At 47.8% G+C, this 14,834-nt stretch carries 12 protein-coding genes and 1 pseudogene; 4 read left to right on the top strand and 9 right to left on the bottom strand.

Translation table 11 applies throughout. From position 1 onward, the window contains the following. Nucleotides 1-115 precede the first annotated feature (115 nt). Together A372_RS34560 and A372_RS36595 are read left to right on the top strand one after the other, a co-directional pair. Entirely contained in the window at nt 116-625 is a 510-nt protein-coding gene (locus A372_RS34560) for a LysR substrate-binding domain-containing protein (protein ID WP_019423167.1), read from the top strand. 187 nt (nt 626-812) lie between these two features. Then, nucleotides 813-991: pseudogene (locus tag A372_RS36595) on the top strand (acetyltransferase); the annotation flags it as partial. Between the two features lie 173 nt (nt 992-1,164). Here A372_RS36595 and A372_RS0122500 read toward each other — a convergent pair. The 7 genes from A372_RS0122500 to A372_RS34550 all read right to left on the bottom strand — a co-directional run bounded on the left by A372_RS0122500 (nt 1,165) and on the right by A372_RS34550 (nt 9,278). Beyond that, complete coding sequence (locus A372_RS0122500; RefSeq protein ID WP_157259661.1) at nt 1,165-1,413, bottom strand: hypothetical protein; 249 nt, start codon at nt 1,411-1,413, stop codon at nt 1,165-1,167. A gap of 90 nt (nt 1,414-1,503) precedes the next feature. After that, nucleotides 1,504-2,928: a copper amine oxidase N-terminal domain-containing protein gene (locus tag A372_RS0122495; RefSeq protein ID WP_019423165.1), complete on the bottom strand. Its 1,425-nt coding sequence runs from the start codon at nt 2,926-2,928 to the stop codon at nt 1,504-1,506. Between the two features lie 162 nt (nt 2,929-3,090). Further along, the gene (locus tag A372_RS0122490) at nt 3,091-4,230 is read right to left on the bottom strand and encodes a hypothetical protein (RefSeq protein WP_019423164.1); all 1,140 of its coding nucleotides are present in this window, start codon (nt 4,228-4,230) and stop codon (nt 3,091-3,093) included. Between the two features lie 93 nt (nt 4,231-4,323). Continuing rightward, nucleotides 4,324-5,016, bottom strand: a complete 693-nt coding sequence (locus A372_RS0122485; RefSeq protein WP_019423163.1) for an LrgB family protein — start codon at nt 5,014-5,016, stop codon at nt 4,324-4,326. After that, nucleotides 5,013-5,387: a CidA/LrgA family protein gene (locus A372_RS34555; protein WP_019423162.1), complete on the bottom strand. Its 375-nt coding sequence runs from the start codon at nt 5,385-5,387 to the stop codon at nt 5,013-5,015. The genes A372_RS0122485 and A372_RS34555 overlap by 4 nt, the downstream gene beginning before the upstream one ends. 164 nt (nt 5,388-5,551) lie before the next feature. Continuing rightward, a complete protein-coding gene (locus A372_RS0122475; protein WP_019423161.1) occupies nt 5,552-8,155 on the bottom strand; it encodes a flippase-like domain-containing protein in 2,604 nt (867 codons plus the stop codon). Nucleotides 8,156-8,312: 157 nt separating this feature from the next. Then, a complete protein-coding gene (locus tag A372_RS34550; protein WP_019423160.1) occupies nt 8,313-9,278 on the bottom strand; it encodes a tyrosine-type recombinase/integrase in 966 nt (321 codons plus the stop codon). 770 nt (nt 9,279-10,048) lie between these two features. Here A372_RS34550 and A372_RS0122465 point away from each other — a divergent pair. After that, entirely contained in the window at nt 10,049-10,798 is a 750-nt protein-coding gene (locus A372_RS0122465; protein WP_019423159.1) for an MBL fold metallo-hydrolase, read from the top strand. 62 nt (nt 10,799-10,860) lie between these two features. Here the strand turns inward: A372_RS0122465 and murC are convergent, their stop codons facing one another. Beyond that, complete coding sequence (murC, locus tag A372_RS0122460) at nt 10,861-12,153, bottom strand: UDP-N-acetylmuramate--L-alanine ligase (RefSeq protein ID WP_019423158.1); 1,293 nt, start codon at nt 12,151-12,153, stop codon at nt 10,861-10,863. A 375-nt stretch (nt 12,154-12,528) separates the two neighbouring features. Here murC and A372_RS0122455 point away from each other — a divergent pair, with 375 nt between their 5' ends. Next, complete coding sequence (locus tag A372_RS0122455) at nt 12,529-13,692, top strand: alpha-hydroxy-acid oxidizing protein (protein WP_019423157.1); 1,164 nt, start codon at nt 12,529-12,531, stop codon at nt 13,690-13,692. Between the two features lie 73 nt (nt 13,693-13,765). Here A372_RS0122455 and A372_RS0122450 read toward each other — a convergent pair whose 3' ends face one another. Further along, entirely contained in the window at nt 13,766-14,572 is an 807-nt protein-coding gene (locus A372_RS0122450; RefSeq protein ID WP_019423156.1) for a DUF4367 domain-containing protein, read from the bottom strand. Nucleotides 14,573-14,834 lie beyond the last annotated feature (262 nt).

Genomic DNA, 14,834 nt, shown 5'->3' with positions numbered 1-14,834 from the left:
AATCGTGGTATTTTCAGACGAAAAGAAGTCAGTCAACTCTCTCTTTGTTTTCTTAATCATCATGGTGGATGGGTATACTCAGCGCTAGCTTTTCAAAGCGACACCCAACGAGGATTTGAAACAGAGTCTGTACGACGGTAGAAATGATGTTGTGTTCATACTTGACCAACCCATTTATTCATCGGGACTTTTAATTGAGCTCTTATTGGAAGAACCATTTAGACTCTACGCAGCACCGAACCATCCCCTCACGAAAAAAAGTGAAATTCATTTGGAAGATTTACGTGGAGAACTTCTGCTTCTGAACGAAAAAGGCTGTACGTACAGAACCTTTTTTGATCAGGCTTTAGCCCGGGAAGGAATCGATAGATTACATATGAATTTGGAATTTTCAAGTGCTGAAGCAATAAAACAATGCGCAATCTCCAGCATTGGAATTGCATTTCTTCCTCAATTGGCCGTATCGGGTGAGCTGGAAAGAGGAGAACTCGTTGTCCTTCCTTGGGAGATGTCAGAGCTTAGAGTAGCGACACAGATGGCCTGGCATAGAGAAAAATGGATTTCACCGGCAATCCTTGCTTTTCTCAATGTTGCTCGCGAATCCCTATCGAGGATTTCCTGTTAACGGGGAATGATAGTTTAATCATTGCAGCGGCCGCAGTCTAAGACTTTATTTACAAGTCTCAGACTGTGGCTGCGTCTTTACGGGGTTCAGTCTAATACTTATTTCTCAACAGCTGACGGTTCTCCATCTCCAAAACCGCGTCAAATCAACAACTCCAGTCTAAGTCTTTATTTTCTTCGAACACTAGTGGATCGGTATGGATGCAACCATCATGCCGGCGTAACGATCGAAGATGGCGCGATTATCGCAGCCAAATCGGTCGTTGTAAAAGACGTTCAACCTTACACCGTAGTCGGCGGAAACCCTGCCAAGGAAATCAAGAAACGATTCTCAGACGACATCATTGCAGAATTATTGGACACCAAATAGTGACCAATGGCAGTGCCGTCAATAAACGCGCATTATTGTTGCGTCATGCGCTGCTCGGACATATGCTGACTGGAACATGCTCTAACGAGGGCAGCTTTCCTATGTTCGTTACCGCGCTCGGTCAAAAAAAGGCTGCGGTCAAGGTTTTCCCCTGCCGCAGCCCGCGCCTTCTACATGGCGCTGGTCAATCCCATATTGATCAGCGCATTGTGGAGCGTTTGCTTGGATAAACTCAAATTCACCTCTGGCGCACCCGAGGAGACGTAACCGATCGTCTGTTCGAAGCTGCTAATGCTGTCTTTGGCAGCTTGGATATCGACATATTGGAATGTGCCCATATCCTTTTTCAGCTTCGCCAACGGCTCGCTGTACTTCATCTTAATCTCTTGCGCCTGCGCATCGGATTGCTCGAAGGTCAAGCTCTGCAACGCTTCAAGGTTGCCATACTTCTTCGTATAGTCTGTCTTGAATTGGGCCAGCAGCGCCTTGTACTCGCTCTCCCATGCTGTTTATGCGGGCATTTCAGCCGCAACCTTAGCCGCCAAGGCTGCATCTGTATCCTGCTTCGCCTTGTCCTCGCTAGCCTTAGCCAGCTGAACCTTCAGTTTCTCGAGCAGCTTGTCTACCTTCTGCCCGCCCTGCTTCGCCTCATTGGCCATTGCGAGTGCATCGTCATACATCTTCATGTTGTACAGCACTTCGGCGCCAGCTTTGAACTGCTCTGGCTTATAGATAAGGCTCATTGCTTCGCCTTTGTTCTGCTTATAGAAATATTCGAACCGCTCGCGGAAGTCGCCTTCATCGAAGACGGCACGGACGAGCCAGTATGTATGCTGGCTGGATTTTTCAAGAGATTTGGCAATCGCTTTAGCTTCGTCATCGAATTTATAAGCACCGGTATCCAAATAGAGAACATACAAGTGCGTAGCCATCTGTCCGAGTACTTTCGGATTGCTTGCGCCCTTCTTCTTGTAGTGGCTCTTCACGGCCTGCACCCAATTGTTGACGGCAGTATCGTGCGGCTTGTTCTGCGTGCGCAGCGCCGCTTCCGCTTTTGCAAGCGTGCTCTTCTTCGCGTTGATGTTCTTCTGAATGGAGGCGCTCGGCGCTCCGAAATAATAAATGCTTACGGGCTCGCCCAAAAAATTGTGCCCCGTCCCTGTCTTCACGAAATAATGATATCCGGAATAACGGTTGTTCGAGATTTTGGATTTGTCCGGATTCTGTACGACAATGTTTGTCTGGTTGAACAATTCTGCCATCATGTGGCTGCTCTGCGCTTCACTCGTGCCCATCATATGGATCGGATCGAAGCCTGCAATATCGCCTTGGACATAGTACAGATTTTGATTGACGGCGCTTTCGTAGGCATTGTAGGCTTTCTCATAGGCGGAATATGCTTTGTCGTACGGACCGCTCACCTTCTCATACGCTGCGCGCAATGAATCTTCGGCAGCAATAGGGTTGGTATACATGCCTACGAAATAGTCTACAGACTTCAATTGCGCCTGACGGATGGAGGCGCTAAAGCTTAGCGGAACAGCAATTTTGCCATCAATCGATTCGAGCGCATGCTTCATCGTCATTGCTTCTCCATCTGCTTTCGCTTGCTTCGAACCGACCGTTAGTTCATAGGCATGCTGCTCGTCTGTCAAAGTCAACAGTTTTTTGCCTTTGTCATAGTTGTATTTCATCCCGAACACTTCACTGAATGCCTTGGGAGACAAATACATCACGTTGTCTTCAAGCACGTATAAATCTCTGCTGACGTACGTCCGTTTCCCGTTCCACTCCAGCACACTGAACTGGTGCATGGTAATCGTGCTCCCCGCTGCTCCGTCAGCGGCAGCGGCAGCCTGTCCGGCATTGCCGATACAGGACAGCAGCAGTGCCGAGACAAGCATCCACTTCCAAATGCTCTGTCTCTTCTTCAAGTTTACCCCTCCAAAAAGTTATCTATGTCGCCACCGTTCGGCAGCATTTTCCAATCTATTGTACCATGACTCTAGTCCCGGATGTATGGTTGCTTGTTATAAAAATATCAAAAAGCACTCCTCATAGCGGAGTGCTTTCCAACTTTTTGTTATCTGAATTCATCATTCGGGCTGATGGACAATGCTTACCTCTTTGTAGCCAAGCTGCTTGATTTGCTCAGCCGTCATGTAGAGCGTGCCGCCATCAAGCCGCGTGTTGCTTGGGTTCATCTCGATGCTGCTGCTCCCGTTGGCAAGCGTGTAGCGGAACTCCAGCTCCTTCGACTGCAGCTTCGTCAGCTTCCAGCCCAGTTCATCCACCAGCTGCTTGACGGGTATGAGCTGCTTTCCTTGCACAGAGAACACCAGCGGCAACCGTACTTCCCGATCGTCCAGTTGAATGACATAATCCGTGCGCAGCTTAACAGGAATAGATTCTTCCGGAATGGCATCCAAGTCAAAATCCTGCGGCAGATCGGACGTTGCGTCCCGCAGCTGTTCATTCTTAGGCAAAAATGTTTCTGCCTCTTCCCAGCTCTTGAGCGGCTGCGACTTCTTCGTTTTTATGTCATACAAATAAAGCGGACGATCCGGTTTATTCAGCGTATAAATAATATAGCCCTTAGCCGGATTGATTCTGCGAAAGTTCCCTGATGCAATCCGCTCCGTTTTATCCGTTTCCGGATTGTATGCGATAATTTCTTCTTGTTTGGCCTTGTCATTCATGTAACTGTACACGATTCGATTGTCATATACCCAAGTTGCGCCAGTCATATATGACGTCCGCAGCCATTCTTTCGTCTCGCCAGTCTGATTGTTTTTCAGGAGATAGCCATAATTTTTGTGGCTGCTGCCTTGTTCATCTTTCGTATAATATGCGCGTTCATTCAATCCCCATTTACCGTTCGGAGACGGTTCGAACACTCTGCCCTTTACGACCTCCTGGTCCAATGGATCATACGAATACTGCATCGCCATGTCATAGCTGTCAAGATAGGTCGTGTCCAAGCGCAATTGTTTCCAGTTCGGATCGGTTTGCATCGACTTGATTCTTTCATCCCATTTCTTCCATTCGCCATCTGGTGTGCGGACAATTACACGCCTGTCATATTTGTCGTTCCCATCGCGTGTAAGATTATAATAGATTGCTCCGCTACGAGGATCTTTATAGGCTTCCTCAGCAGTATATGCGCCTGCCGCACCGGCTATAGAAGGCAGACTCAAGCCTAACAGAATTCCCCATGCCCATAACGTTGCTTTCACGGTTTCAACCCCTTTCATAGAGTAAAACGTATGTAAAGCGCAATAAGTTTCGTTTTTTTTCCAATGCAAAAAAGACAGGATTCCCTGCCTTCACTACATGAAAAACATATAAATGGGCGTAAACAATATGGACGTAATCAGTCCTGCGAGACCCATTGCCAAGCCGCTGAATGTCCCCTGCTTCTCGGAATCAGCCAAGCTCTTCGCCGTGCCGAAGCCGTGCGCCGCCGTTCCCAGCGCAATGCCGAGCGACACCTCATCGCGAATCCCCGTCATCCGCAAAAATGCGGTTCCGAACAAACTCCCGACGACCCCGGTGAATACGGTAAAGACAGCAGACAATTCTGGCATGGCCCCGAGCGACTTCGATATTTCGACGGCGATAGGCGAGCTGACCGACTTCGGCAGCATGCTGAGCACGACCTCACGCGCTCCGTCCAGACTTAGCATAATCGCGGCGACACTGACGATGCCGACGAGAGAACCGCACGTAATGGACAAGCAGATTGCTTTGAACTGCTTCTTTACTAGATGACGATATTTATAAATCGGCACGCCCAATGCGATAGTCGCAGGCCCGAGCACGAGCGACAATATGTCCGCCCCTACCTTGTAATGATCCAATGGAACGTTGGCGATTGTCAAAAATCCAATCAACACGATGGAGCAAAACAGGATGGGATGCATCCATTTGAAGCGGACGTGCAATATCCGTGACACAGCATATACGACAATCGTAGCCGCAATACCGAATAGCGGCTGCTGTGTCCAAGCTAGCACATTCATGCTGCATCCTCCTTTCTCTTCGGGGCTTGATCTTCGACTGTGAACTTCTGCAGCTTAGACGCTACAAATCCGGTAACCCACAGCACGATGAGCGTGCTCCCTACGATTCCGGCAGAAATGCTGACCCAATGCGCTTCCAGAACAGGCATGAAAGCAACAATCCCAACCACGTAAGGGATGAAGAACAATAGCATATGATCAAGCAAAAATTGAGCCGAATGCTCAACCCACTCTAACTTTATCCATTTCATGCCGAGCGCGATAAGAAATAAGACGAGACCGAGCACGTTGCCCGGTAACGGCAGATGCAGCAAATTGTGCAGCCATACCCCCAAAATGTTAAAACTAAGCAAGATTGCAAAACCAAGCATAAGGAACCACCTTCTGATGTATTGACTTGGATGAACACCGTTCCTAAGACCACCCTTATTGTATCAGAAGAAGATATCGTGTCCCACAGGAGATTACGGGAGGAAACCCGTGTTGTAAGCGGTTTTTTACGTGAAAAAGGGCTGGGAACCGTCCCCAACCCTTTTCATCTATTTTCATTCATTTTCACGATTTTTAACGAATTACTGTGATCTTTCTCTCTCCACCAGCGAATCCGGCTCATCGTCCGAGTTACGCGCCATACGGTCCAATTCATATGACGCTGCTTGCGAAAGGCAATATATTGCGGCTCCCACGATACATCGAACAGCTTCTCCCACAACCGGCGCTGATTGCTCAGCGGATACAGGTCGCGCATTTGACGGAACATGGCGATCGCCGTGCGCTCTGACCAGAGATACGGAGCCCGGTACGTTTCCACGTGAGACAATGGAATAAGGCTGGAAACAAGCTTATTGCAGTGATGATGCTGTCCTAACCAGACAAGAATGTCTTGCAGCTGCTTCAGCACATGCTCTTGTTCCGGATGATCGAATGCATATTTCGTTCGTATATCTTCGATCGTCATCGTCTGTTCGCTTCTCTTCCACCGTAACACAGCATAGCCGATGCAGCGCTCGACATCCGAGTGCAGGAGAACAAGACGCAGCGCCTCATCTCCTACAGTCAACAGCTGCTTCAGCGTCGGACCATATCCAGGCGGCTGCCCGTCCCAATGGTTAACGGTATGAATGACTTCATTCACTAAATAAGGATCGAGCGGATAATGAAGCACCTCATACCGGTGAAGAGGTGGTCCATTCTTCGGCTCCGTCAGCTCATAACGCGCAGTCTCGCCAATCTTGATAAAATCATTGCCATAATCGTGAAGCAGCGGCATGCCATGCATTCCGACTTGATGAAAGACAATATCAAGGCCATATCGATCGGCTTGCTCATATAAAGCAAACAGAGCATCATGCTCTTTCGATGGCGTGCAGTTCAGTACCGGCATGCCGAGCATAATGACACGACGGCCCTTGATAATGAACGGGAACCTGATCTGTTCCCCATGCACGGCGAATATGCGTTTATTAGGAATGACCCGATACATCCAAGCGTTCCCACCTGTCAATAACGGATCGTCATCGGTGCGCCAATTGCGTCCGAGTGGCTCACGCAAATGCCGCTCAAACACGATGTAGCCGATCGTATACAATAGGAAGGCTGCAGTTAACCCCGTTAATAAAGTAGTTGTAAATTGAGAATAAGTTAACGTGTATGCGGCAGCGCCCGCTTCCGCGGTATATTCCGCAAGAATAAATCCTACCAACGTATAAAATAGCAGGAGAATGCTCATAAACAAAGTCGTAAAAACAATCATGCTCTTCGTTACCGGATAACGATATCTGGTAAACTGCGGCCGCAGTAAAATAAGAAACAGCAGCATTCCGGCCAGCCACAGCGTATGTCGAATGCTTGTCCCAATGAGGAACGTTAGCAGTGTACATAGCCCGAGAGCGACTGATGTAATGACATACGCCCTTATCGTCCGCTCAAATAATCCCTTTAACATCAGCAGCATCAGCAAGCTGGTCCCTAGCACGATGCCATTGACGATGGGGTAAATATCCCCGTGGAAAAAGGGCAGGATGAACGCAGACTGATCCCAATACGGCTCAGACAGCGTATAGGTTGCCAGGAAGATCGAAGTCATGAACATGAGAATGACGACAGACCAAGATGAGAGCGAGTTCCACAGCGATCGCTGGATAAACCAGATGATGCTTCCTGACTCAATGTAAGATGCTAGTGTCGGATGATCCTCGAACTTCTTGACCGCCACTCCGCCGAATTCAAATGCCGCAAATATTAATCCTACTGCAAACGGGATAAAATAATACACGATCCGATATAGGAGAAGCGCCGTAAACACGGTGCTATCCGCTACACCAAGTGCCTGCAAGCCTACTAAGTATGTAATGTCGAACGTTCCGAAGCCGCCAGGCACCATGCTGATCAGTCCGGCGATGGCACTGACGGTAAAAATACCAATGACTTCGAAATAAGTTATATCGGCTTTGAGCAGAAACAGAATGACATAGGCAACCGAGCCTGCAGCCAGCCATTCAATAAAGGACACGATCGTATAGCCAAACGTAAGCTTAGCACTCGCATTTGTTCTGCCCTTCCAACGGGAAAATGCCAAATAAGCCGGGAAAAACAAGGCAACAGCAATCAGTACGATCCACAGCCAGCCTTTGGCTGCAAGCAGAACAGATGCCGGGAAGACACCGCATATAACCAGAATACCGAGCAGCGATAACCCGCTGATCATGGAAGGGGCCATCCATGCGATCGCTATGAGCAGCCGGTTGGCGTCTCCAGTAAATTCCCGATACAGTATCGTCCGTATGCCAACGCCCGCGATGCCGCCAAATCCCACGATCCCGTTAAACGTATTTGATATCCATGAGATGCGGAAGGTTTTGCCAAGACTGACCGGCACCTTAATCGAGCGCAAGAGCAGGACATCATAGAAGAACATCGTAGCGACGGCCATTCCGCCCAGCACGATCAGTCCTGTAAAATAATCGCTGGAGATGAGACGGATCGCATGCAACGATTCTTTGAGAGAAAACCGGGATAATTCCTTCTTCCCTTGAAAAAATACAAATATGATGACGGCTATAGGAAAGGCGATTTTTAGCGTTTGGACGAGCCGCTTATGTTTCAAAAGCGCTTGTAACCTCAATTTTATCGCATTCATTGAACCCCTCCTTTTTACCATGTATAGAACTAGTCTGTTATGAGGGTAAGCTTGTTATACGTGCCAAGCCGTATTTTCGCGGTATAAAATAGGAAATCAATTCATTTAGTTAACATAATATATTTTATGTAACTATAATACGTTCCATTACGTTCCATTACGTTTCATTACTATTCAAAATATCAACATCCTCTTCCAAGATATACGGTTGAAGTCGCTGAATCGCTTCTTCTTTTTGCTTATCCGAGACATGAGTATAGACGGTAGTCGTCTGAATGGACGCGTGCCCGAGCATTTCCTGAACTGTGCGAATGTCCGCCCCGCTTCGCAATAGCAGTGTCGCGAAGGAGTGTCTTAATTTATGACAGGAATACGAACGGCCTCTGCCTGCACGCATCCGCCCTTCCTCTCTTTGCAGACTATCGAATGCTTGTTCAGCAATATATTGAATGTTGCGAATGGACAGCCTGCGGCCTTTTTGCGAAATGAAAAACGCATCTTCTCCAGCTCGCCACGGCGTTAACCGCTCTTGCAGCGCTAGCTGCAGCTGATTCGAGACGGCCAGCGGCAATGGAATCGTGCGCCACTTGCGCCCTTTTCCCAATACTTCAATGGTATGGCGCTCTGCATGGTAATCCGCCATATTAAGCCGATGCACTTCGCCGACCCGCAGTCCCGCATAGGACATCAGCATCAGAACAGCCAAGTTGCGATTGCGGTATTTGCCATCCGCTCGCGACAGGAACTGCTGAACTTGATTCGGCTCCAAATAGACCGGGGCCCGATTCGTCTCCGTCTTCGACTTCTTCACACCGGCAGCCGGATTAACCGTAGTGATCTCCAGATCATTCAACGCTCTATAAAAGCTCGTTATCGCGCAATGCTTCCGGTTTCGCGTCGCATCACTTACGCCAGACGACTTCACTTGAGCCAGAAAAGCGAGCACCTGCAGCTTCGTTACCTGTTCTACCGGTTTTCCTTCTATCGTCCGTAGAAAATGACTGACATCACCCATATAATTTTTCTTCGTATAGGAGGTATACCCCGCGTTCATCATCCATAAACGGAAAGCTTCGAGAGGTTCTTCATATAGCGCAGTTAAATCATGCCGGGTAAGGCTCATGCTGCATTCTCCTTCCCTTTAAGTCACTCGCAAATAATTGCGTATAATCATTATTATACGCAATTTCTGTTTAGAGACGCAAATATCAGCGCCCGGGGGCAACTATCCACATTAATTAGCGCCTTTTAATTCCTATTACTGCTATTTAAATGTTTTATTTTCCATTATCATGTTAACGTTCATCCCCTTTGCTTCACTCTCCCACTTCCTTAGAACATCCCGTTCACGTTCTCTGTTCACTCTCTTTGCTCCATTCTCCCCTCACTTCAGTACAACGTTGGCTATCACGCTCTTTGCGTCACTCTCCCTTCACTTCAGAATAAGAAAGTTATTTTTTCCTGTTTGATCGCATTTGAATGTGTAAGAATGACATTAGAAAGGATTGCTTATTGACTGACTATAATCACAAAAGATCATCCTATTCTACCGCCACTAACATTTCTGAACAAATGGGAGAGTGAAAGCAAGAGCTAGAATACTTATATCATTGCACGGAGAACCTCGATCCCAACCTTGCATTTTCCATTGTTCGCATAATCCGTTAAACACATGCTAGCTATTTCACTTTCATTCGTTATGGAGCATAAGCCGCAGTCAGGCGATTTACCGTGGCCCCATTGGAAAACATCCAGTCAAAACCATCACTTGACAAAATAAAATATATATGATATGATAAAATATTTGGTATTGATCAAAACTCCGAAAGTGTTTATGATATGGAATACTTACTCTGCAAACCACCCATTTCAACTCATAACGGAGGAATGTGCATGATTATCGTCAACGGAATTGCCACGCTTGAAATTTCGGCAATCATAATGGGAAAGAAGGACACCATTTACCCTACTCTGCTGTGGGACAAGGACACCGCGATTTTAGTAGATGCTTGCTATCCCGGTCAATTGCCGCTCATTCGCGAAGCCATGGAGCAGACCAACGTCGCCTTGGATAAGCTTGACACAGTCATCTTAACCCATCAAGACTTGGATCATATCGGTAGCTTGCCTATGATACTGAAGGAATCGCCCCGAAAGATCGAAGTGTTGGCCAGTGAAGTCGAGCGACCGTATATTCAAGGTGACAAGAGGTTGCTGAAGCTTACAGCGGAGGCCGTTGAACAAGCTGACGCGATGCTTCCCCCCGATCTGCCCGAACAACTGCGCACCGCTTTCAAAGCCATGCTGGCCAACCCGCCGCAGGCTCAAGTTGACAGGACGCTGGCAGACGGTGAGGAACTCCCCTCCTGCGGCGGAATCATCGTCATCGACACGCCGGGGCACACTCCCGGACATATCAGTCTATATCATCAATCGAGCAAAACCCTTATCGCCGGAGACGCCATGGTCATTGCCGACGGTGAATTGCATGGGCCCAATCCGCAGTATTCACTCGATATGGACACCGCGATAAGCTCATTAAAAAAACTGACGCAGTTCGAGATTGACACAGTCATCTGCTATCACGGCGGCGTGATCCAAGGAAATGTCAACGAACGCATTGCCCGGTTGGCTGCGGTGTAATCAAATCCTTTCATCATATAATAAAGATAAAGGGCAGAACCCTATCGGTTCCGCCCTTTTCTTTATAACCGCACCAAGCGTTGCTGATATTTCTGGATATCTCCCGCGCCCATAAAGACAAGCACCGCATCTTCATAGGTGCCTAAGCTGTTCACAGTGTTTTCCGAGATGAGCTGCGCATTCGGGATTCGTTCGCGCAAATGCTCAATCGAAACACTGCCTGCTCGTTCCCGGGCGGAGCCGAAGATTTGACATAGAAACACATCGTCGGCGTCGCGCAAGGAGTGAGCAAAATCGTCGAGCAGCCGTTCCAGCCGGCTGAACGTATGCGGCTGGAACACACTGACAATCCTCCTGCCGGGATACTTGCTCCGGGCCGCTTCGAGCGTCGCCCGTATTTCGGACGGATGGTGCGCGTAGTCATCGATGACGACATTGCTCTTCCACTCGGTCTCGGTGAAGCGGCGCTTTACGCCAGTAAACGTAGCCATTTGCCGTTTGATTTCATTCAGATCCAACCCCAACACCAGACTGACACCGATGACCGCCAAAGCATTGAGCACATTATGCCGGCCATACACCGGGATCGTAAACCGGTCAAGCTTGGCATCGCGCCAGTATACATCGAATGCGACTCCGCCGCTGACTATGGCGAGTCCAGCCGCTCTTAATTCGTTATGCTCAGCGAAGCCGTAATACAGCATTTTGTTCCCCGTACGCAACAGCCGCACTTGCACATCATCGCCGCATACGACCAATTGATTGCCGACGTAGGCAGCCATCTCTTCAAAAGCATGCCGCACATCATCCACATCGGAAAAATAATCCGGATGATCGAAATCTATATTCGTAATGACGGCAATTTCCGGCCGATACGCGAGAAAATGCCGTTTGTATTCGCAGCTTTCGAAAATGAAAAATCGCGCATCCGCTTCACCTCTACCTGTCGCGTCTCCAATCAAGCTGCATGTAGCCTCGATAGAACGCAACGCATGAACCATCATTCCGGTCGTTGTCGTCTTGCCGTGCGATCCGGTAATTGCAATGCTCGTATAGCTCTTCATCCACTCACCGAGAAAATGGTGGTATCGATGTATGGGAAGGCCCAAGCTTTTGCAGCGCACTACGCTCGGATGATCATCACCGTACGCGTTCGAAGCGATGACAATCATCTCTGTCGATAACGGCGCGCTTCCAAAGGAGTACATCGGGATATTCCGCGCTTCCAGAGGCGTTTGTGTGAAAATTACCGTATCAATGTCTTCCCCTTGAATCACATGTCCAAGATCATGCAGCACCTGTGCCAACGCACTCATACCGCTGCCCTTTATCCCAATCAAATGATAGCTGCTCATTGTGACCCCCTATGAACGAATTCGCATGTCAATATTATATGTAGCAATCTAAATTGTGCGCTTGCCTATCTTAACGCATATTGACATTATACGAAATTGCCTCCCCATTTCCAAATGCGATTTTATCCTTGTTCCATAAACACGCAAAAAAACACCGGCATCAGCCGGTGTGAGCTTGTCGCGGAACTGGCTCATCTGCTCCAATCGCGCGAATTCTTCCTCCATTCACCCGATGGCGAGTATTGGATAAACCTCGATGACTTAGGGAATTTATAAAATGAGTATGAATGCTCCACTATGTGTTATCAGAACGAAGCTGCTCTTTTTTAATACTTATAGCTGCAACTCTTTAAAAAAACCATGGAGGTACGCATTTTGACTATTCATAGCGAAGATTTACAGATGAACATATATCAAAGCGGGGACGAAGCTGCGAAGCTCTTACCGGTATCATTTGATCAGTGGGAGAATCAAGCAAAGAAGGTTCTAGCCGCAGCTCCCTTTGGTTACGTACATGGAGCCGCAGGAGCGGGTGACACAAAACGTGGTAATGTTGAAGCTTTTCAGAAATACAAAATTAGGCCAAGGGTTTGCTGCGATATTACCGAACGCGATCTTTCAATATCACTGTTTGGCAATAAAATACCCTTTCCTATCCTATTAGCACCAATTGGGGTAAACACGATTCTTCACCCCGACGGAGAACTGGCCCCTGCCAAGGCTTCAGCTAAACTGGGGATCCCTTATGTACTTAGCAATGTTTCGAGTGTGCCTTTAGAAAAAGTAGCGGAGGCAATGGGAGATAGCGTACGATGGTTTCAACTCTATCCCCCAAAGGATCATGATCTTACGAAAAGTTTTATAAAACGCGCGGAAGCTTCCGGGTTTACAGCAATTGTTGTTACGGTGGATTCCACCCTTCTTGGATGGCGGGAGACGGATTTACGTAACGCGTACTTACCATTTCTTACTGGACACGGAATGGGGAATTATTTTTCAGATCCCGTATTTTGCTCGAGCCTTAAAGAGGCGCCGGACAAAAACATTAAAGCAGCTGCCTTGAAGGCATTAGAAGAAGGCAATAATACCTGCTTTACTTGGAGAAAACTGGACTTTATTCGCGAACAAACCCGATTGCCTTTACTTATAAAAGGAATTACACATCCGGACGATGCCATAATGGCCTTAGAGCATGGCGTCGATGGTATCATCGTTTCGAACCACGGGGGACGGCAACTCGATGGTGCGGTTGCTACTTTAGATTCCCTACCTTCGATAAGCGAGTCCATACAAGGTAAAATTCCAATTTTAATGGATAGTGGGATTCGTAGGGGAGCCGACATCCTCAAAGCCATCGCTCTAGGTGCTACTGCCGTTCTCATCGGTCGACCCTATGCATACGCCTTAGCTGTTGCGGGGGAAACAGGGGTACAAGAAGTCATTAAACATCTCGTTGCAGAAACTGAGCTGCAATTAGCCATATCAGGTCGAAGTTCAATTCAAGAAGTAGATCAATCACTGGTAATAAAAGTGAAATGACCATAAGGGTCTCTCGGCAGATCGACACTGGCCTCAGCCAGTGTCGGAATGAACGTGTAAGATCGTAGACAGCTTACCCCTGCATGATGCTTTCCGCTATCGCGATGAGATCTTCCTTCGTCAGCGGACTATTTTTGTAGAGGGAAATTTGGTATTGCAACTTTTTTTCCGCGTCTTCCCATTGGAGCATCGTCGAATAGAGCACATCGGAACCGGTAATATACATGGCGTCAATCCCCTTCACGCTCAACTTTTCAATCGTCTCTCCTTTTCCTGCTACTCGCGTCGATTCGATTGCTATCGGTTGCAACTTTTTGGCGCTGATTCGGATAATGTCCGAGTCTTTGAAAAAGATTAGTTGTGACTCGCCAGCCTCGCTCCATTTCAATTTTTTAGCATAATACATTTTCCCTTTCGCTTCCGCCTTCAATTCCTTTAACATCTTCTGATACGGTTCGCTAAGAAATTGCGGAAATGGAGGCGTAATTTCACTCGAATGGTATTCATATCCCTCCGGCAATGCTTCCGGCTGCTGAAGCACAGGTGCTTTATACTTAGCCGATTGTTGCGCGTAATCATCAAGTTTTGAACTCTTCAGTGAAAGGTAATTAAAGGATAGCGTACCATCGGATCCATCATACAGGACGAACAGGTCGCCCGGTTTCTTCCCCTCGGCGTGGAAGATGGCCAACGCTTCTTTTTTCTGCTGCGCGGCGCTTTTCTTGGCTGCAGGATTCGATGTTTTGGACTTTGCCGCATGAAAAGTTGCGCTATATGCGTGTTTGCTCTGTTCATCTGCTGCACCTGCATAACCTGTCATGTAGCTGAACACCAGTGTGAAGACCGCACTGCCAATCGTCATTTTCGCCATTTTATTCATAATTTAGTGCTCCTTTCGGCCATATGGGCCAGTTCTTAATCTAAAATCTCATCCCGCTATGTATAACACCTCAACCTGCGTAAAAGGGACACTCTTGAGCTTCTTGGCAAAACGAAGAAGCCCCGGATCGATTTCGATCCGGGGTCTGTGCTAATTGAAACAACTTGTTGGCACTTATGTTCCACATATTCAACTATTCTGCCATCTTTATGGCGCGGATTCGGATGAATTGGAGCGCAGTTCCATATGTGCTGCATCAGGT

Source organism: Paenibacillus sp. OSY-SE (genome assembly GCF_000283315.1).
In the GTDB taxonomy this organism is placed as follows: Bacteria; Bacillota; Bacilli; order Paenibacillales; family Paenibacillaceae; genus Paenibacillus_B; species Paenibacillus_B profundus.
This window is presented reverse-complemented; position numbering and strand designations above follow the sequence as displayed.